This is a genomic window from Candidatus Melainabacteria bacterium (genome assembly GCA_003963305.1).
Lineage (GTDB): Bacteria > Cyanobacteriota > Vampirovibrionia > Obscuribacterales > Obscuribacteraceae > PALSA-1081.
Genome location: RXJR01000018.1, coordinates 99,647 through 118,086, shown reverse-complemented (window position 1 = coordinate 118,086; position 18,440 = coordinate 99,647). Strand labels below are relative to the sequence as shown.

General features: G+C 50.3%; 12 protein-coding genes. 7 read left to right on the top strand and 5 right to left on the bottom strand.

Features of this window, described 5'->3' with window-relative positions; all coding sequences use genetic code 11:
- The first annotated feature begins 12 nt into the window (after positions 1-12).
- Together EKK48_17915 and EKK48_17910 are read left to right on the top strand one after the other, a co-directional pair.
- On the top strand, positions 13-1,680 hold the full coding sequence (locus tag EKK48_17915; protein ID RTL39749.1) for a hypothetical protein: 1,668 nt from the start codon (positions 13-15) through the stop codon (positions 1,678-1,680).
- Positions 1,681-1,881: 201 nt separating this feature from the next.
- Positions 1,882-2,898, top strand: a complete 1,017-nt coding sequence (locus EKK48_17910) for a hypothetical protein (protein ID RTL39748.1) — start codon at positions 1,882-1,884, stop codon at positions 2,896-2,898.
- A 14-nt stretch (positions 2,899-2,912) separates the two neighbouring features.
- Here the strand turns inward: EKK48_17910 and EKK48_17905 are convergent, their stop codons facing one another.
- Positions 2,913-3,560, bottom strand: a complete 648-nt coding sequence (locus tag EKK48_17905; GenBank protein RTL39747.1) for a hypothetical protein — start codon at positions 3,558-3,560, stop codon at positions 2,913-2,915.
- A 461-nt stretch (positions 3,561-4,021) separates the two neighbouring features.
- On the opposite strand from EKK48_17905, the gene EKK48_17900 reads away from it, so the two are divergent.
- On the top strand, positions 4,022-5,191 hold the full coding sequence (locus EKK48_17900; protein ID RTL39746.1) for a hypothetical protein: 1,170 nt from the start codon (positions 4,022-4,024) through the stop codon (positions 5,189-5,191).
- Between the two features lie 13 nt (positions 5,192-5,204).
- On the opposite strand, the gene EKK48_17895 is transcribed toward EKK48_17900, so the two are convergent.
- Positions 5,205-6,386 carry a hypothetical protein gene (locus EKK48_17895; GenBank protein RTL39745.1) on the bottom strand — a complete coding sequence of 394 codons (1,182 nt, stop codon included), beginning with the start codon at positions 6,384-6,386 and terminating at the stop codon, positions 5,205-5,207.
- Between the two features lie 363 nt (positions 6,387-6,749).
- Here EKK48_17895 and EKK48_17890 point away from each other — a divergent pair, with 363 nt between their 5' ends.
- A complete protein-coding gene (locus tag EKK48_17890; GenBank protein RTL39744.1) occupies positions 6,750-8,012 on the top strand; it encodes a hypothetical protein in 1,263 nt (420 codons plus the stop codon).
- Between the two features lie 40 nt (positions 8,013-8,052).
- On the opposite strand, the gene EKK48_17885 is transcribed toward EKK48_17890, so the two are convergent.
- On the bottom strand, positions 8,053-8,337 hold the full coding sequence (locus EKK48_17885; protein RTL39743.1) for a hypothetical protein: 285 nt from the start codon (positions 8,335-8,337) through the stop codon (positions 8,053-8,055).
- Positions 8,338-8,776: 439 nt separating this feature from the next.
- Between EKK48_17885 and EKK48_17880 the strand changes: the two genes are divergently transcribed.
- Genes EKK48_17880 through EKK48_17870 form a run of 3 tightly spaced genes read left to right on the top strand, consistent with a single transcriptional unit; the run spans position 8,777 to position 15,716 of the window.
- Positions 8,777-9,928, top strand: coding sequence for an efflux RND transporter periplasmic adaptor subunit (locus EKK48_17880; GenBank protein ID RTL39911.1), 1,152 nt, complete (start codon positions 8,777-8,779; stop codon positions 9,926-9,928).
- A gap of 17 nt (positions 9,929-9,945) precedes the next feature.
- Positions 9,946-14,235, top strand: coding sequence for an efflux RND transporter permease subunit (locus EKK48_17875; protein ID RTL39742.1), 4,290 nt, complete (start codon positions 9,946-9,948; stop codon positions 14,233-14,235).
- An 8-nt stretch (positions 14,236-14,243) separates the two neighbouring features.
- The gene (locus EKK48_17870; protein ID RTL39741.1) at positions 14,244-15,716 is read left to right on the top strand and encodes a TolC family protein; all 1,473 of its coding nucleotides are present in this window, start codon (positions 14,244-14,246) and stop codon (positions 15,714-15,716) included.
- A gap of 39 nt (positions 15,717-15,755) precedes the next feature.
- Here EKK48_17870 and EKK48_17865 read toward each other — a convergent pair whose 3' ends face one another.
- Both EKK48_17865 and EKK48_17860 read right to left on the bottom strand, forming a co-directional pair.
- Complete coding sequence (locus EKK48_17865; GenBank protein ID RTL39740.1) at positions 15,756-16,319, bottom strand: hypothetical protein; 564 nt, start codon at positions 16,317-16,319, stop codon at positions 15,756-15,758.
- Positions 16,320-16,360: 41 nt separating this feature from the next.
- A complete protein-coding gene (locus EKK48_17860) occupies positions 16,361-18,337 on the bottom strand; it encodes a S9 family peptidase (GenBank protein RTL39739.1) in 1,977 nt (658 codons plus the stop codon).
- Positions 18,338-18,440: the final 103 nt, after the last annotated feature.

Here is an 18,440-nt window from a genome sequence, read left to right as displayed (position 1 = left end):
AGCAAACGTATTGTGCGCGGTCGAATCGGACCAGTCATGGACATCGGCGCGCAATCAAGATCATTTGCAATAGGATTGGAAAAAGGACTCGTAGAGGAGCCGCTCGATGCTATTCGTCAGATTGCATACCATACAGGTTTTTCAAGTCAGCCCATAAAGCCAACGCAAATTGAACCTGAGGTCGAGTCGAGTGCGGCATTCCAGACCGGCAAGATGGTGGGTAAGGTCGGTGAGTTCTGGCTGATTAATCGAGCCGTGGGAAACGTCTCCGGACTTGGTCACCTCAATGCGTTTAGCACCAAAAACAGTGAAGCACTGAAGATGGGCATATCCGGAGCGGTTAGTGGTGCTCTGACGCCAGTAAATGACAATAACTTTGCGCGGGAAAAACTAGCAGGCATCGTTAGTGAAGGCGCCTCATTTGCCGCATTTGGGGGAGTTACCGGAACAGCAGCCGAGTTCGGATTTCTTGGTCGCCCCGGCTTCAGAAGTTTCTGGCAAGACGCCGGCGTAAATGCCGCGGCAGGGGCTCTGAGCGGGGGAGTAGGAGTGAATCTAGATTCCCTGATATCAAAAGGACAAATCGCATCGGCGGAAGCGACCGGATCAGCGATACTTCAAAACGCGATCTTTGGCGCCGGCTTGGCTGCAATAGACCACAGCATTCCAAGAGCACCACGGACCATTCAAGCGACCGGAGATGGTATCAAAGGTAGTGCATACACAACGGAAGATTGGTCAGCTAATGTTTACGATTCAAACATCGGTGATATAAGATCACCAATTTTAACCTGGCTCGCCAATAAGAACCTTGTACCCAAACCACCAAAGTACGAAGAGCTAAAAAGTCTGGCGTGGAAAGACAAAGATTCAATAAACTTGAGCCTTTCCGATTGGATGCCGGAGCAGCGCCCAGCAGTTATCCAAGCTGTGCGAAGAGTGGCACATAAAGATCTCGGTCAGGACTCCAATATCGATGCCTTTCTTGGACGCCTGACCAGCAGCGAAAACACCGCCGCTATTAACGCTTACAGACTGACTCAAGAGCCCGTTTTAAACAAAGCGAGCAAAATCAAAGATTTGATGTCAGTTAACCCCGCCTTCAAGGATATGTCGCTGCAGCAGGTTCTATATGACCGCAGTGTCGAACCGCTATTAAACCTGCCAGAAAACGCTGCGCTACAAAAGGCGCTCACCGAATACTCCAAGGTCTCCCAAAGTGCACGATGGACACCCGAAAAAACCACAGCAGACCAAAAGCTGACAGCAGAAATTAACGGACTTGCCTCGGATATAGGTATTCCACCAGTCAACTCTGTGTACGTTTCCGCATCTCGGCATGGACAAACAATAGGGAAGCATTTAGAGGTCGGGCTAGGCGACTCCCCCAAAGTAGATTCCGCAACAGCCGAGAATATCTATCACGAATTTGTTCACCATAGTCAAGGTCCTCTGTATGGTAAAGAATCTATCGCCTATTTAGCGAAATTTCCATTTTACGGGCTGCTTGAGCGAGTCGGGTTGATCAAAGAAATTCCAATGAAGCAGCAAACCGGCGGATCCAGAGAAAATTATATGAGCGCATACATCGGTTCAGATGAAGAAAAACAGGCCTGGGCGACCGGTCTGCTCGTACGCATCCGAGCCATCGCTGCAGGCTTGCCAAACGTGCAATGGTAAGAATGATCAAACGCTGACCTCGCCCGTGCCGCGCTTTTCAAGTTTAATCTTTCGCCTTGAACTTTTTGGATGCAACTTACGTAGTTAAGTTTGTGACCCTCCGAATTGCGCAAAAGCAGTTTGGAAAATTAAATCAATAGTACGAACCGCGAGCTGTCTGATCTGCGTGACAGGTGGCTCTATCTTCGCGAGCGTATAAAAATGACGCACATTCCTAACGTGTTCGGCAAATGCTTAATCAGATGCTGGAAAAGCAACCGTTCTCTCACAGCGCTGATCGTGTTCAGTGTCTCGGTGTTGATAGTCTCGATGTTCGGACTCTGTTTCGATCAGCGGATGGTACTGGGAGAACATCCCTGGATAAAGCCGGTAAAGTTCAGTGCATCGCTAGCCATTTTTGGAGTGACCCTTTTCTGGCTCGGTCAATTCCTGACAAATCATACCCACGCTTTCCGAAGAACCTGTAGAGCAGCTCTGTCTGGTTCCATCGCCGAATTATCAATAATCATAATTCAGGTGATGCGAGGCGCTCCCAACCATTTCAACATGGGCAGCAGCTTCGACAATGGAATGGCCTGGCTGGCAGCAATTTCAATTCTGCCTGTGGCTTTTAGCATAGTGGTGGTCTTCTTTCTGTTGCTTCGAGAACCAAATCTTCCCGCCGTCCTCGGTTGTGCATTGAGATGGGGAGTGCTTCTCAGCGTAATCGGTTGCATACCAGGGTTCATGATGCTCGCACCAGTTGCAATGCAGCACATAATTGTTCATCAAGTTTCCACGAGCTTACACCAGACATCTACTGGCTTACAACAAGCGTCCACGAACTTACACCAGGCGTCTATCAGCTTACAACAAACATCTTCCGGTATTCCCTTCCTGGGTTGGAGCACAGTCTCTGGTGACTTGCGAGTCGCTCATTTCGTCGGCATTCACGCGCTGCAGTTCTTTCCCGTTCTTGCCTTTATTGTTATGAAGTTGCTTCCGAATGTTTCGATCCTCCGCAAGGAATTACTGATCGGAAACATCGGCCTAACGTATTTGGGTGTAATTGCACTGCTAACACACCAGGCATTGATTGCCGAACCGATTACAGCTCCCAGCCACCATACTCTTGCGTACGCGGTTATACTGGCATTGGCAAGTGTAAATGCTGCCGTTTACATTCTATTTGCGCCATCACATACGGTGACAAGCAAGTTACAAGAAGCGGAAAGCTAGATTCTGAAAATGTTCTACTCCGGCAGATCCATCAAAGCCGGGCCGTGAGATTTGAACTTATCCCACAACGTGGCTGAAGATCCATCCCACTTTTCCCAACCGTTGTCCGCTTGCCCTTCGATGAAGACAGCTTCGTGCAAAGGAATCTGATCGTATACCAGACCCAAAGTCTCGACGGGACTTTTTGGATCAGTGCTGTCGAGATTCAACTTATAGATGTTAAAGCCGCCCGCTTTTAAATGGGCACGTGTATTCATGAATTTGAATTGCAACCGGTCGTAGTCGAATTCATCATGATACTTTTTCTGGGCGTAGGTGGTCAGCGAAATGCCCTCGGCAGTGCGATATTTCTTCGAACCAAAGCGAATCTCGGTCACTTTCCCACGCCGGAAAAATATATGCAATGGCGCGTTGCCTTCCTTGTATTCAACCCACATGCCTGGCTCTTCACGCTCGGGTTTGCCCAGCGCCTCAGCCACCTGCGCAGGTGTCATTCCAATCGAAACTTGCCCCACTGACTTTCCAGGCACGATGAGGACATCCACTGACGGTGGAGGCGAAGCAGCCCAAGCATTCAACCAACCACGGACTGAGGTCCAGGGACCGACAGTCAGTACGGCTACAGCTAGAAACACTAATGCAGCTCGAAGCAGCTTATCCAAACTAAGGTCCTCAACACCAGGCTTAACGAACTCAGCAGCTGATAATATCCACCGTGCGAACAAACAACCTGGTCTTGAAGTTCCATTCTGCCAGATTCTACGATTATGTACCCAGCACCACACCTAAACTTACGGGGTTTGAGGCGATTTACAAGTCAAGTCCGCGGCACCAGATGCAGTGCTTCAAAAGGGTATAGAACAGTCACTTCGTGTTCAGGCAGGACTACACAAGTTCTACACACATCAATATTTCCAGCCGATAATTCCAAAACGCATGCAAGTTTTTATATCGATGGGTATATAATGTTGACAAGTTCGATCTCTTCCGAGCACACACGTGTATTTCAGCAACCACTGCGAAATACATTCGAGAAGTTCATTTTTTTGCCCTCGTAAGAATATTGAGCATGTCGCATAGGCTATCGGGCAGGGCGTTTCGCGTCCTTTTGAAGTGTAATTGAATGACAAACAATCAACTAACCGTTCCTGAGGTTTCCGATCAACAGAACGAGCTCGTCCATCGAGATGAACTCGTCCAGCAGGTTCTAGACAATCCACATGAACTTGCGCCCAGCGTTCAAGTCAGATTCGCAAAACGTGTCGGTAGGCCGGGCAATAACCGGATCATGATGATGGACGCACAGACGTCCGGTCCCATCGGCGAAGAGGGAGAAGATACCGAGTCCAAACTGGCGTTGCGTCTGGCAGACGGTACGAACGTTCAACTGTCGCTTAGTTTTTTCAATGAGAACCAACCGGCACTAGCTGGCGTTGGTGGTGGCGGCGGTGGTCGCAGAACCAATTTCGCGCCTTTCAATACTTATATGTACGAACCTCGCACATACTCGGTCAATCAACGGGAATCAAACCAGCTGCCGGCGATTATGTTCGCGATGACATTCATGCTCGGCGCTGCTTGCTATGGAATGCTTGTACTAACCGGGCAGGTCCACGATCAGCTCGGAATTTTACAGAAGCTGCAAATGAGCAAGCAGATTACGGTCAATGCCCTGAACAAGCCAGCTGCCGCAAAGGTTGCGCCAAAAGTAGCCTCCGCCAAAGTTCCAACGGTGTCTCTTACATCAGCGAGAGCGAATGCCGATACGATTCCGGAGCCGCCACCGGTAAGCGTTGTGAACAATGAAAGTGCGAAAGCATCAACGAAGAAAGTGCACAGCAGGTCGACGCGTTCCCACGAACAGACACAAATTACACATTCTTCCCATTCGCAGCGCGGAGAATTTTTCGTACCTCCCCCGCCTCCGATGGCGTTCAACAGCCCACCAGGCGCGAGAGGATTTGTACCTCCGCCACCTCCTACACCCTACATGGTGCCAACTGGTATTCCCGCGGCATTCGATCCGTTGCAAGCCCTGGCGCCGGCTGTAGCGCACACTAACCGCGTGTATACTGCTCCGAAGAAAGTCATTGAACCCGTCAGCATGACGTCGACAGTGGAAACCAAAGCAGCTTCTTCTTTTGAAGCCCAACGCTCTTCGGTTCCCGCATACGCAAGCCAACCACCAGCAGTGCAGCAGATTGCACCAAGTTCTGCTGAAAAGCCGAATGTGCAACAGTACGGTGAAACACCAAAGTTACAAGAGCAGCAGCCAACCTACGCACAAAATTGAATTAGTGCCCTTGCTAACGCGTCCACTCGCCCACGGTATGTAGCGACGAGTTCAGCGCGGACTGGAGTTTCTGGTCGGCGTCAACTAGCGCGTCAGATTGAGTTCCTTCAGTTCTGCCGGAGGCTGCGGTCGGTTGCTGCGTCATGTTCCCGGCGTGTTTATGAGTATTAAGCGAAGCCTGAGCTTGTGCTTGCTGTAACTGCTGCTGGGCCGCTAGGTATTGCTGATCTGACTGCATAGGGAAGAGACCAAGTGCGGACGGCAATATACATGGTGTCGGCGGTGGTGGCGGTACCAGGAAGCCTGTTTTCAACTTTGAGGTTCTTGTTTCTGCAACTTTTGGCATTTCGATTGCGCGCGAATTCTCGTGCGTTCCAGTTTCTTCAGTTCCTGAAGCGATGATTCCACGTTCACCACGAGTGGAGCCATCATGGTGGGCAGCCGGACGTCCGACCTCCCTTGAGTCTGGTGTATCAGCGATGACTACACCAGGGACTACGGAATTGCTATTCACTCCGGATATAGCCGTCTCGTCCTTTGGTTGGGCGACAAGCGCGGAGTTGGAACCGGGGGTCGCACCGTGACCACTAGCGGCAGCAGCTCCGACTTCAGCTTTCGCGGCACCGGCGACAGTTCCGACTCCAGCTTTCGCGGCATCATCGGCAGTACCGACTCTAGCCGTCGCGGTCGCTGCAACAGCGGTGCCACCAAAGGTAGTGCGAAACCTTCTCTTGCTCTCAGACGACAGCTGCTTCGAGATTTTCACAGTTTGAGCAACAAAGCTGGGCACCCGTTCGGGATTTGAAAGGGTGGATAAAGTGGTGAACAGAGTCGTCACAGAGATGACCGCTGCAGCCAGCAGCCATTTTTCTGATTTGGAATCACGATCCTCCAACCTGGATTGACGCTCAGGATCGTCAGCTACGTACTGGTTCCAATCACCTGGCAATGCTCGTGGAGCAACCACTACAGCCGGTGCCTTTGATGCCGAACCGGCAGCAGAACAGTGTGCCATGGTTATCTGCACGCTGTTCGTCAAATCATCAGCCAGATAATTGCCCACTGGTCTCACAGCAAGATCCGCAACTTGCTCGCTCAGAATATGCACGCCACCATCGCCGGAATCTACTGCTGGTCGAACTCGCCCAGTCTCCTCAGCGGCTGTGTGATGCACGGGTAACTGATTTTCTCTCATAAGGCAGACCGACGATCCCGTTAGGGTGAAGCTCAGCTAAGGCCGACCCAGCTGCGATTCTATTGATCTCTGAACTTCATTCAACCATTTCCGGTTGAAAAGTACACCCTTTCGCAGCATAACAGTAAATAGCCCCAAGTTTGTCCTAAGCTTTGCCCGAAGCTCAACCTTATTAACCAACCAATTCTTAGGCGGCTCTCATAGCACGATTGAGGCAGTTCATACGTTCTCCACGATTTTCACGGCATTATTGATGCTGCTGCTTTTAGATGTCAGAAGTGTAATTGAGACCACAATCTGACGCTTCTGTTCCTTCATTACGGACGGTGGCATAATTGCACTTCGCGCTCACCCTGGAGACCCATGGAAGAAATCTTTGAGAGCCGTGTCTGGAAATTACCTCGGTTTGCAAGCCTTCCAGGAGTTGTCGGTTTACCCTCGCCCGTCATCCGTGCCCTGTGCGCATCGGGTCTGTTTCTGACCCTCAGCGCCAGCGCCCCGCTGGCCGTCTTGTCCGCCGACACCCCAGCCGACGGCGACGGCGCCCCGGTGCTCCGCAGCACAGTTACGCGGACAGAAACCCGCCCGCAGAGCCCGACCGTTAACACGGAGGATTTGCGTGTGGTGGAATCCGGCACGGTGTTAGATTTGGTTCTCTCGAGCGAGATTGCCCCCGGTGAGACCGTTAAAGGCGATGAGTTTGTCGGCAAAATTTGCAAGGACGTAATGGTAGATGGCGGGGTGGTGCTCCCCTATGGCACTCTGGTGCACGGGGTGTTGACCAGCATGGAAGAACCGAAGCGCGCTGGCCGAAATGGCTACATCACCGCACGCTTTGATTTTCTAATCACGCCTGACGGGCGTGAAGTCCCGATTGAGGGCAACAGCACGACACGAGACCCCAAAGCCAAGGCAGCAGCTAAAGTCGTCGGGCGTGCGGCGGGCTATACCGCTCTTGGTGGCGTGATTGGCACACTGGTGGTACTCAAGTATGGCGGTCTGGCGGCGGCGGCGGCCAGCCACGGAACAGCCCTTGCGGGCGGAGCAGCCATCGGTGGTGCTGCCGGGCTGACTACCGCGCTGGTGCTGAAGGGTAAAAGCGTGATGCTACAGCCCGGCTCTGAAATGCAGATCAAACTCAACGAGCCCCTGAATCTGCCCACCATGACAATGCCAGATGTGACGGCGGAAGATTTTAGCTTCCCTGGTCTGACGGTAAAGGTGGCGGGCATGCGTGTCGACCGTCACCCACTAGGCGAAATGAGCGAGATTACGCTGATGCTGGACATTTTGAATCAAACAGAATACGCGTTCTCGACCTTTGAAATCGGTCTGGAAGACGAGCAGGGACACGTGTTTCTCCGCTCTCCCCTTAGCGATACGAACATGTGGTTCAGCAAAATCGAGCCCGGCAGTCACCTCAACAACAAAATCACCTTTAGCGTGGACAACGTCAAAAGCCGCTACAAGCTAGTGTTTTTCAAGCCGTATTCCCGTGAACCGCTGGCAAAATATGCCCTGACCGATGCCATGCTGGCAAGTGGCAAATCCAACCCTAAAGGCAAGCGCGTGGACACTGAAGCGCGCCAGGAAAAAGCTGCCCCCGAAACACAGTCTCATGGCTAATTCGCGAGACTAACTTTGCACCCCGGGATACAAGTTTGATTTATGTAGTTTCCGCGCCGCATACGGTGCAATTAAACAGTTGTGGCACTTGCATGTTCGAAATCGTCTCTCTCGCTTTCACACAACTGCAAGATGCGACCCGCCTGGTGATTCGCCTGACGCGCTTCTTATTCTTCTCCCAATCGATGAATGCAGCGATTATCAGGCAAAAGCAGAGAATCCCTAAACCAGGTAGTTTGTAGTCATGGGGCGCAAATAACAGAACCATGATCGCTACGAAAAGAATTTCGTTGCCGTAGCTGAATTTGTTTTTGGATACCGTCATCTGTCGTCCTCCAATACTGGTGGGGGGCGGATACTTTTGTCGAGCTACCAGGAGGGGCGCCTTAAGAGACCTTCCCGTCTCGACAACTTTTTTAACGATATATCGAGTATAGCGGTGAATGCACCAACTGGCAAGCGGTCCAGGTACTTTACAGCCGGCTCATCAATTCCAGCGTCGGCATATCAAATCCAGCAGATGACGCATTAATTCCGGCGCCTCTGGCGCATGAACAGGTTCAATCAATCATCGACAACCTGACTCAAAACCTATGTGAATGAAAACTAACACTTGATAGTTCACACCCTCTGCACAAATTGAAAATAGGATTACTTTAGAAGCTTAATTGGTTCCCGGTTAGCTCATCTGTGATGAGAGCCGTGAACATCAACCAGGATACCTGCTGACAGACGGTTACTGTGAAAGTAACAAACAATGGATGATGAAACTGTTTAATACACTGGCACTGTGTTGCAGCGCCTTACTGCTCGCACTGTCTATATCAGGCTGCCAACCGTCGCAGGCGGTATTCCAGGTCAGGAAACCCCCTATCAAAGACCAGGCACCCAATGATGATGATGAGGAAGTATCGCATACGACTTACCAGGTCAGTAAACCCCTCGTCAAAGACCTGACCCTCAATGATGAATATGTCTGCCAGATTAGAGCCATACAGCACATTGAGATTCGTTCCTTAGAGAAGGGCTACCTGCAAAATATTCTCGTTGACGAAGGACAGTCCGTTCATAAGGGACAACTGCTTTTTCAAATAAAGCCCAGTGTCTACCAGGCCGATGTTCAAAAATCAGAGGCAGAGGTTGAGCTTTCAAAAATTGAGCTGCAGAACAACCAGGCACTTGTCGAAAAAGACATTATTTCCCCCACGGAAGCCGCCATGTCTGCCGCCAAGTTGAATAAAGTCAAAGCGGAACTAGAGCTGGCCAAAACGCATTTAGGCTTTACTGAAATTCGAGCGCCGTTTGACGGGCTGATAGGCCGCTTTGGTGATATCAGGCTGGGCAGCCTGCTGGAAGAAAACGACCTGCTGACGACCCTGAGCGATACCCATCGACTCTGGGTGTACTTCAATGTGCCCGAAGCGATCTACCTGAACTACATGCAAAACAAACAAAAGGGTGGTTCGCAGAACGTCCAACTGGAGCTTGCCGACAAGCAAATCTATCCTGAACCTGGAAAGATAGAAGTCATTCAATCAGACTTTAATAGCACTTCAGGCAATATTGCTTTTCGAGCCAGCTTCAGTAATCCACACGGACTGCTGCGTTACGGCCAAACAGGCACAATATTATGGCCCAAGAAGATTGGTCAGGCGGTGATTGTTCCCCAAAAATCAACGTATGAAATTCTAGATAAACGCTTTATTTCAATTGTCGATAAAAGCGGTGTGATTCACGAGCGTGAGATTAAAGTCGACCGTGAGGAACCCAACATCTACATTGTTTCCTCTGGAATAAAACCTGATGAGATGTTCCTCCTTGAACGGCAGAACAAACTAGAGAAAGGCGACAAAATTCATTACACGCTGATTGAACCAAAAATTGCTTTTGAGAATTTAAAACTGTATGCAGAGTAGTTCAGGTTGGGCCAGCTATGTTCCGTAACATCCTCGCGCGGCCTGTACTCGGGATTGTTATCTCGGTTCTGATCGTTTTCCTCGGCTGCCTGTCCATTGTGCAGCTTCCTATTTCACAGTTCCCCAATATTGCGCCGACTGTCGTCAATTGCTTTATTGCTTATCCTGGTGCCAGTGCCAAGGTCCTTACCGACTCGACACTGGTACCTCTGGAAGCGGCCATTAACGGGGTTCAGGACATGCGCTACATGTCCTCCGATGCCACCAGCGCTGGAGAAGCCACCATCCGTGTTGTATTCGAACCGGGTACCGACCCCAACCAGGCTGTGGTTAACGTCAAAATCCGCGTAGATCAGATGATGAGCTCGTTGCCTGCACTCGTACAGCGAGAGGGTGTCATCATTCGACCCCTGCAGCCCTCCATGCTGATGTATGTGAGCTTATATTCTGACAATGAGGGCTTTGACGAGAAGTACTTGTTCAACTACGCCTATACCAAGCTGATACCGGAGATTCAACGAATTACAGGGGTTGCGAACGCGACCTTGTTGGGTAGCAGAACCTATTCCATGAGACTATGGCTCAAACCTGATCGCATGCGAGCCTACAATATTTCTACTGACGATGTGGTCAACGCCGTCAAAGACCAGAGCATTATTGCGCGCCCCGGACAGGTCGGCATTAGCTCGGGAAAACAAGCCCAGTCGACTGTAACAGTGCTTACTTATGTCGGCCGCTACTCCGAGCCTGAGCAGTACGAAAATATCATCATCAAAAGCTCCGGGTTTGGTGAAATGGTCAAGCTCAAAGACATTGCTACCGTGGAGCTGGGCAGTGAGTTCTATGACATTTACACGAACCTGGATGGAAAACCCTCTGCCTCTATCGTGCTGAAACAGACGACCAATAGCAATGGCAGGGAAGTCATCAAAAAGGTCAAAGAGAAAGTAGCCGAACTCTCCAAACAGTTTCCAGACGGCATAAAAATCGAGTACAGCTACGATGTCTCCAAGTTTTTAGACGCCTCGATTGAGCAAGTCATCGACACACTCCGAGATGCTTTCCTTCTGGTCACCCTGGTCGTCTTTTTGTTTCTCGGAGACTGGCGTTCCACCGTTATTCCCGTCATCGCCGTACCCATTTCATTAATAGGCGCCTTTCTGGTGCTGGCGATGTTTGGTATGTCCATTAACCTGATTACCTTATTTGCTCTGGTGCTGGCTATCGGCATTGTGGTCGATGATGCCATTGTGGTGATTGAAGCCGTCCATAGCAACATGGAAAACGACCCGAAGCTAACGCCCTTTGCGGCGACGCAAAAAGCCATGGGCGAACTGGGAGGCGCCATTATAGCCATCACCATGGTGATGATTTCGGTGTTTGTACCGATAGCATTCATTCCCGGCCCGGTAGGAGTGTTTTACCGGCAGTTTTCTATCACGATGTCCAGCGCCATCATTATTTCGGCGTTGGTGGCGTTAACGCTAACGCCTGTCTTATGCGCAATGTTTCTCAAAAATCATGCCGGACACAAGCCCTCTCGCTTCAACGTATTTCAATGGTTCATTGGTCAATTCAATGCCTGTTTCGAGCTGTTAACCCGGGCCTACATGTGGGTGTTAAATCGTATCGTCACTCAAAAGATACTGTGCCTGTTAGTCGTCGGATTATTTGCTGCGGGCATTGTCTACTTGAACCAAAAGGTTTCATCCGGCTTTGTCCCGAATGAGGACCAGGGCACCATCTACGCGATCGTTCAAACGCCACCGGGGTCTTCGCTGGAATATACAAACAAAGTGATGGGCCAGCTGCAAAAATTAGTCAAACCGATTCCAGGGGTCGATTCGGTCACGTCAATGGCTGGCTACGAAATCATGACAGAAGGCCGAGGTTCCAATGCGGGGACCTGCCTGATCAACCTCAAACCCTGGGACGAACGCAAACAAAACGTCACTGAAATTATCGAGGAGTTAGAGCATAAGACAGTTGGATTGGGCGGCAAGGTTGAATTCTTTGAGCCGCCAGCCATTCCTGGATTTGGTACTTCTGGCGGATTTTCGTTGCGATTACTTGATAAAACCGGCGATCTCCGCTATCCGGAGCTGGAAGTGGCCACTCGGAACTTTATGAAAGCATTGGAAAAACGCAAAGAGGTTTCAGGGCTATTTACCTTCTACAACGCGTCCTATCCGCAATCTGAAATCATCATCGATAACCAAATGGCCATGCAGAAGGGTGTTTCGATAAGCACGGCTATGGAAAACCTCGATGTTCTAATGAGCGGCTCATATGAACAAGGTTTTGTGAAATTTGGCCGATTTTTTAAAGTGTTTACCCAGGCAGCCCCTGAATACAGAAGAAATCTGGATGATTTGAAGACCTTCTTTGTCAAAAATGACAATGGGGACATGGTGCCGTATACATCGTTTATGACCCTGAAAAAAACAAAAGGGGCCAATGAAATTACGCGCTATAACATGTACAACTCTGCCGCCATTCGCGGATTTCAGTCAAAAGGTTATACGACTGGCGACGCCATTCAGGCCATCCGTGATGTGGCTAAAAACACCCTGTCCAAAGACTACGACATTGCCTGGGAAGACCTGTCATTCGACCAGGCGAAACGAGGTAATGAATTTGTCGTTATCTCTATTATCGTCGTGCTTTTTGTCTATTTGGTGCTGGCTGCCCAATACGAAAGCTTTGCACTGCCTCTGTCTGTACTCTTTTCCCTGCCCGTAGGTATTTTTGGCTCGTTCGCAATGCTTGGTATGGTGGGTCTGGCCAACGATGTGTATGCACAGATCGCGATGATTACCCTGCTTGGACTGTTAGGTAAAAATGCCGTGCTCATTGTGGAGTTTGCAGTTCAAAAACGGAATCAAGGCTTCAAGTTGCGAAACGCTGCGCTGGAAGGCGCCAAAGCGCGATTTCGACCTATCTTGATGACGTCCTTTGCCTTTGTCGCAGGACTTATCCCTCTTGTGATATCGCATGGCGCCGGGGCAGTGGGAAACAGAACCCTGGGCTCATCTGCGATGGGCGGGATGATAACGGGCACCATCATAGGCGTGTTAGTTATTCCAGGACTCTACTATGTTTTTGCCACCATGGTTGATGGCAAAAACCTTCTGAAAGATGAAGACCATACCAGTATCACGGAATCACTTATGCGGAGGAAAAGACACGGTCAGCAAACAAGTAAACTTATCAAACTACTGATCAAAAAAACGAAGCCTGTTGTCGCAGCCGATGAGAAACCTCAAACCACTGCCACCGCCAAGCCTTCAGCTCTTGTCGATGTGAATTCTCCAGTTGCAGCCGATGAGAAACCTACAGTTGCAGCCGATGAACCTACAGTTGCAGCCGATGCAAAACCTACAGTTGCAGCCGATGCGAAACCTGCAGTTGCAGCCGATGCGAAACCTTCTGTTTCAGCCGATTCGAAAGCTCCAGTTGCTGCCGATGCGAAACCTGCAGTTGCAGCCGATTCGAAACCTCCAGTTGCTGCCGATGCGAAACCTGCAGTTGCAGCCGATTCGAAACCTCCAGTCGTAGCGGATGCGAAAGCTACAGCTGCAGCCGATCCGAAACCTCCAGTCGTAGCGGATGCGAAAGCTACAGCTGCAGCCGATCCGAGAGCTACAGTCGCAGCCGAACCGAAACCTCCAGTCGTAGCGGATGCGAAAGCTACAGTTGCAGCCGATCCGAGAGCTACAGTTGCTGCCGAACCGAAACCTCCAGTCGTAGCGGATGCGAAACCTACAGTTGCTGCCGATGCGAAACCTTCAGTTGCTGCCGACGCGAAACCTTCAGTTGCTGCCGACTCTAAACCTTCAGTTTCAGCCGATGCGAAACCTTCAGTTTCAGCCGATGCGAAACCTTCAGTTTCAGCCGATGCGAAACCTACAGTTGCTGCCGATGCGAAACCTTCTGTTTCAGCCGATGCGAAACGTACGGTTCCAGCCGACGTTAAACCTCCAGTTCCAGCCGACGCGAAACCCACAGTTGCAGCGGCTCCGAAACCTCCAGTTCCAGCCGACGCGAAACCTCCAGTTTCAGCCGACGCGAAACCTCCAGTTTCAGCCGACGCGAAACCTCCAGTTTCAGCCGACGCGAAACCTCCAGTTTCAGCCGACGCGAAACCTTCAGTTCCAGCCGACGCGAAACCTCCAGTTTCAGCCGACGCGAAACCTTCAGTTCCAGCCGACGCGAAACCTTCAGTTCCAGCCGACGCGAAACCTTCAGTTTCAGCCGACGCGAAACCTTCAGTTTCAGCCGACGCCAAGCCTCCGTCTAAGAGTTAGTGAGTCGAATGCACGGAAAACAAATTGTTAGCCTCTTAACTCTCATAGCTTTTATGGGTGTTCCTCAAGCGCCTGCTTTTGCAAAATCGTTTTTTCATCCATTTAGTCTCCTGGAAAAAAAGGAGAAATTCAACGTACCAAAGACCTACAACAATCCGCAGCTACAGGGCAGTACTCGTATAGACACTGTTAATAGTGAGGCTTCTGTTAGCTGGCGGCAATTTTTTTCCGATCCCTATCTCGTTTCCCTGATTGAAACAGCCCTGGCCAATAATCAGGAATTCAATACTGCGATACAGGATATTGAAATTGCTGCCAATGAAGTGAGAGCAAGACAAGCTCAGTATTTGCCTAAAGTTGACATGGGACTTGGCGCGAGCTACATCAGGCCGTCCGAAAACACCCCGGAAGGAGTGTTGGATAACATTACTGAGAGAGGTTTTTATAGATACCCAGACTTTAACCTGAATCTGGGTCCTTCCCTGACCTGGGAAGTGGATATCTGGCGAAGATTGAGAAATGCCAAAGAGTCCGCGAGACTGCGGATGGTGGCACAATACGAAGTCCGGAATTTTCTCATTTCCAGGCTCGTTACTGAAATAGCGCGCAACTACTATGAATTAATGGCTCTGGATAATTCTCTGAAAATCCTGGATGAAAACATCAGCATCCAGGAAGCGGCTTTCAAAAAAATGGAGTTGCTGAAGCATTATGCGAAAGCGAATCAGTTAGCGGTCAACCGGTTTGAAGCCCAGTTGAATAAGACTAAAAGCCAGCGGTTTGGAACTCTTCAAAGCATTGTCGAAAAAGAGAATCGTCTGAAGTTTCTCACTGGTATCTATAGAGATGCGCCAATACCAAGAAACTCGGACCAGTTTATGACGATGCCGGTGGATGAATTGCAGACGGGTGTGCCTGCTCAGCTTTTGGAAAACAGAGCCGATATTCGTCAGGCTGAAGCGGCGATTAAAGCGGCAAAGCTCGATTTAAAAAGTGTCAAGAAAGAGCTCTACCCAAACCTGACGATTACGGCAGGTACTGGCTACTCAGGGTTCAGCCCTGCACTGCTGTTTCAGTCACCACAATCCTTGCTCTGGAATGCGACGGGTGGATTTACTATGCCGTTGATCAACCGAAGAGCAATCATCGCGCGAGTACAGATAGCAAATGCCGTCCAAACCCAGGCGATTTTGAAATATGAGCAGACTTTGCTACAAGCCTACACTGACGTTCTTGTTCAGCAGGCGAATATAAAAAACATGCAGCAGGCTTTTGAAAAAAAGAAACGAGAAGTCGTATTGCTTGATGAAGCTATCGTTATTGCCAACAACCTGTTTAAGTACGCCAAGGCGACTTACATCGAAGTGCTGCTCACCCAGGAAGAGAAACTGCTTGCCGAAAGAGATCTGGTTGAAGTGAAAATGAACCTGGTCGGGTCCAGGGTTAGCCTTTATAGAGCACTTGGTGGCGGCTGGCGCTAAAACGCCAATCAATACACAACCAAAAGCAAAAGTCGAACATCAACTAATTTTGCGTCTCGCCTGAGAGCGCATCAAAATTGGAAAAATATTGCGCACTCGATCGTGCAGCACCATTTCCTCAGCCTGAATTGCAGCGAACCATCGCCGCGGAATTCTATCAAGAGTGGTGTGAGGATTCGGCAGAATAGGACCACTGTATTGGGTAAGCACGGCGTGACTCTGATGAACACAATTGTTCCGCGCCACATTCCAACCATTGTGCTTCAGCGCCTCTGCAAATGCGATGGCTGCAGCAGGGTTTGGCACCGCAACGGGAACTCGCTTGTACGAGTGATAGCGCACATGCGGTCCAGAACGCATTACCGTCAGCATCTCTTCTTCGGTACCGTACGCTGACCAATAATCGTTGTTGGCACCAGCAGGCACGTCCATGTAGCGAATCAATTCGCCCGGATGCCACATCGGATACTCGCGATTCCAGAGATGGTCGGTGGAGCCGAAAAAATACCTGTCGGGCTCAACCTTGAAGCCCCAACCGATGTGCCCGAGAGCCATCGCTTGCTCGAAATTTATGAAAACGTAGGCGGCTCCATAATTTTCCATAGTCTCTAGTATGACTACAAAACGTAAAAAATGTTGCCTGCTTAACGCGCTGCCGCGAGATTCTCTATTTTAACCGGCTCGATATGATCAGACGGCTTGAACCCGAATATGGCTGAATAGAAATAGAATTCGGCTTCGATGGTTCGTTTGATATTCTCGGCTTTTCTGAATCCATGCTGTTCGCCCTCGTAAGCGATGTAAGCGACCGGCAATCCTTTTTTGCGCAGGGCATTAACCATCACTTCCGCCTGACTTGGCGGCACAACTTTATCCTCGAGCCCCTGGAAGAAGATCACAGGTACAGAGAGCTTATCGGTGAAGTGAACCGGGGAACGCGAAATGTACAACTCCATCGCCTCGGGATAAGGTCCGATCAATGTATCACCGTAACGCGACTCGAACTTGTGCGTATCATCCATGAGCAATTTCAAGTCGCTGACGCCGAAGTGACTCGCTCCGGCTTTGAAGGTGTCGCCGAAAGTAAGCGCGCAAAGCGTAGTGTAACCACCGGCGCTACCACCTGTAATAGCCAGGCGGTTGCCGTCGACTTTTCCTGTTTTGACAAGATACTTCGCCACGTTCTCGCAATCTTGAACGTCAACGACGCCCCATTGACCGTTCAAGCGCTGGCGGAACTCCCGTCCAAATCCTGAGCTGCCGCCATAGTTCACGTCGACGACGGCAAATCCGCGACTTGTCCAATATTGAATACCCAGGTTGTAGGCACTCGAAGCTGCACCAGTCGGACCACCATGGCTCTTCACTAAAAGCGGCGGCAATTCATCACGAGAGCCAATGAAGCCTGGGCTACTGGGTGCATAGAAAAACGCGTAAGCCTGCAAACCATTGGCGGTATCAAAGGTGATCGGCTGAGGAGTCGAAATGAAACGAGGATCGACAGATGCACTTGATGATGACTTAACCACGGAGAACTGCGAAGACTTCAGATCAAGCTCGACGATCGCGGCTGGATGTGCTGGTCCGGCTGCATCCAGGGCTACAGCTTTGCCATTGGAAGTGAAATAACTAAATTCAGTGTAGTCAGCTTTGATGTCTGACAATTCAAATTTAGAATTCTCTGCGTCAATCTTCAATTGAGCTAGTTTCCACAAACCCTTATCGCTGTAGCTGCAGATCAACAATTCATCCGACACAACAGCATATGTGGACATTCCGAAAACCCACTGTGGAGTTCCGAAATCGTTGCTTTGCGGCGTCATGTTGACGGCGTCATCCGAATAAAGATCTCTGACATAAATGTTCCACCAACCAGTCTTGTCGGAAATAAATGTCATAGATCCGTTCGGCAACCACTCCGGTTGAAAAACAGATTCAGCTGATCCGCCTGCAATCTTTCGCGGCTCAGCAACCATGCCGCTTTTATCTACATGTCCCATCCACAATTCGCAACCGTCCCACGGCATATTAGGATGCTTCCAGGACAACCAGGTCAACAATCTACCGTCAGGACTGACGCGCGGGCTGGAGAAGAAGTCGCAACCACATACGGTGACCTCGCCATACCCCAATCTTGTGCCCGGGTCGAGAGGCACTGCCACAATCGAGTTAATCGCTTGTTCGCCTGGCACCGAATGATCTTCCTGAACGCAGAAGACAAGGCGTTTTTGCAAATCGATTACATAATCGGCGTAGCGGTAAGGTCCCTCGGCAGTCAGGACAACAGGCTCACCGCCGTTCTCAACCTTATAGATGCGCTGGTCGGAAAGATTGGAAAAGACGATGATGCCGTTCTTAACGGTATACGGACCGCCGCCGTATTCGTGCGCAAGAGTTCGAACATTGAAGTTGCTCGGAAGCACATCAGCAATTTGCTTATCCACGCTCCGGCGCACCAGCACTTGCCTTCCACCCTCAGACGGTCGACCTTCCAGCCAATACAGATCGTCGTTGTCATACAGAGTTTGACCGAGCCGCACGCCGCTCGTCGCCACGAGTTCAGCACTGATGGGCGATGTCCAGGTTCCATATGGGCGAATCTGCTTGGTATCGTTGGTCATTTTCTCCGCCTTTCGTGGTCTATCAAGTGGATCACTAGTCATGTAGTCTATCGCGACGGCTGCGAGGCGTAGTGACGCCGTGGCTACCGACAACGACTTTTGA

What these genes read in the sequence shown, in the direction of transcription:
- EKK48_17900 (RTL39746.1), top strand. Translation starts at nt 4,022, where the DNA reads ATGACAAACAATCAACTAACCGTTCCTGAGGTTTCCGATCAACAGAAC.
- EKK48_17875 (RTL39742.1), top strand. Translation starts at nt 9,946, where the DNA reads ATGTTCCGTAACATCCTCGCGCGGCCTGTACTCGGGATTGTTATCTCG.
- EKK48_17865 (RTL39740.1), bottom strand. Translation starts at nt 16,319, where the DNA reads ATGGAAAATTATGGAGCCGCCTACGTTTTCATAAATTTCGAGCAAGCG.
- EKK48_17895 (RTL39745.1), bottom strand. Translation starts at nt 6,386, where the DNA reads ATGAGAGAAAATCAGTTACCCGTGCATCACACAGCCGCTGAGGAGACT.
- EKK48_17860 (RTL39739.1), bottom strand. Translation starts at nt 18,337, where the DNA reads ATGACCAACGATACCAAGCAGATTCGCCCATATGGAACCTGGACATCG.
- EKK48_17885 (RTL39743.1), bottom strand. Translation starts at nt 8,337, where the DNA reads ATGACGGTATCCAAAAACAAATTCAGCTACGGCAACGAAATTCTTTTC.
- EKK48_17910 (RTL39748.1), top strand. Translation starts at nt 1,882, where the DNA reads ATGACGCACATTCCTAACGTGTTCGGCAAATGCTTAATCAGATGCTGG.
- EKK48_17890 (RTL39744.1), top strand. Translation starts at nt 6,750, where the DNA reads ATGGAAGAAATCTTTGAGAGCCGTGTCTGGAAATTACCTCGGTTTGCA.
- EKK48_17880 (RTL39911.1), top strand. Translation starts at nt 8,777, where the DNA reads ATGAAACTGTTTAATACACTGGCACTGTGTTGCAGCGCCTTACTGCTC.
- EKK48_17870 (RTL39741.1), top strand. Translation starts at nt 14,244, where the DNA reads ATGCACGGAAAACAAATTGTTAGCCTCTTAACTCTCATAGCTTTTATG.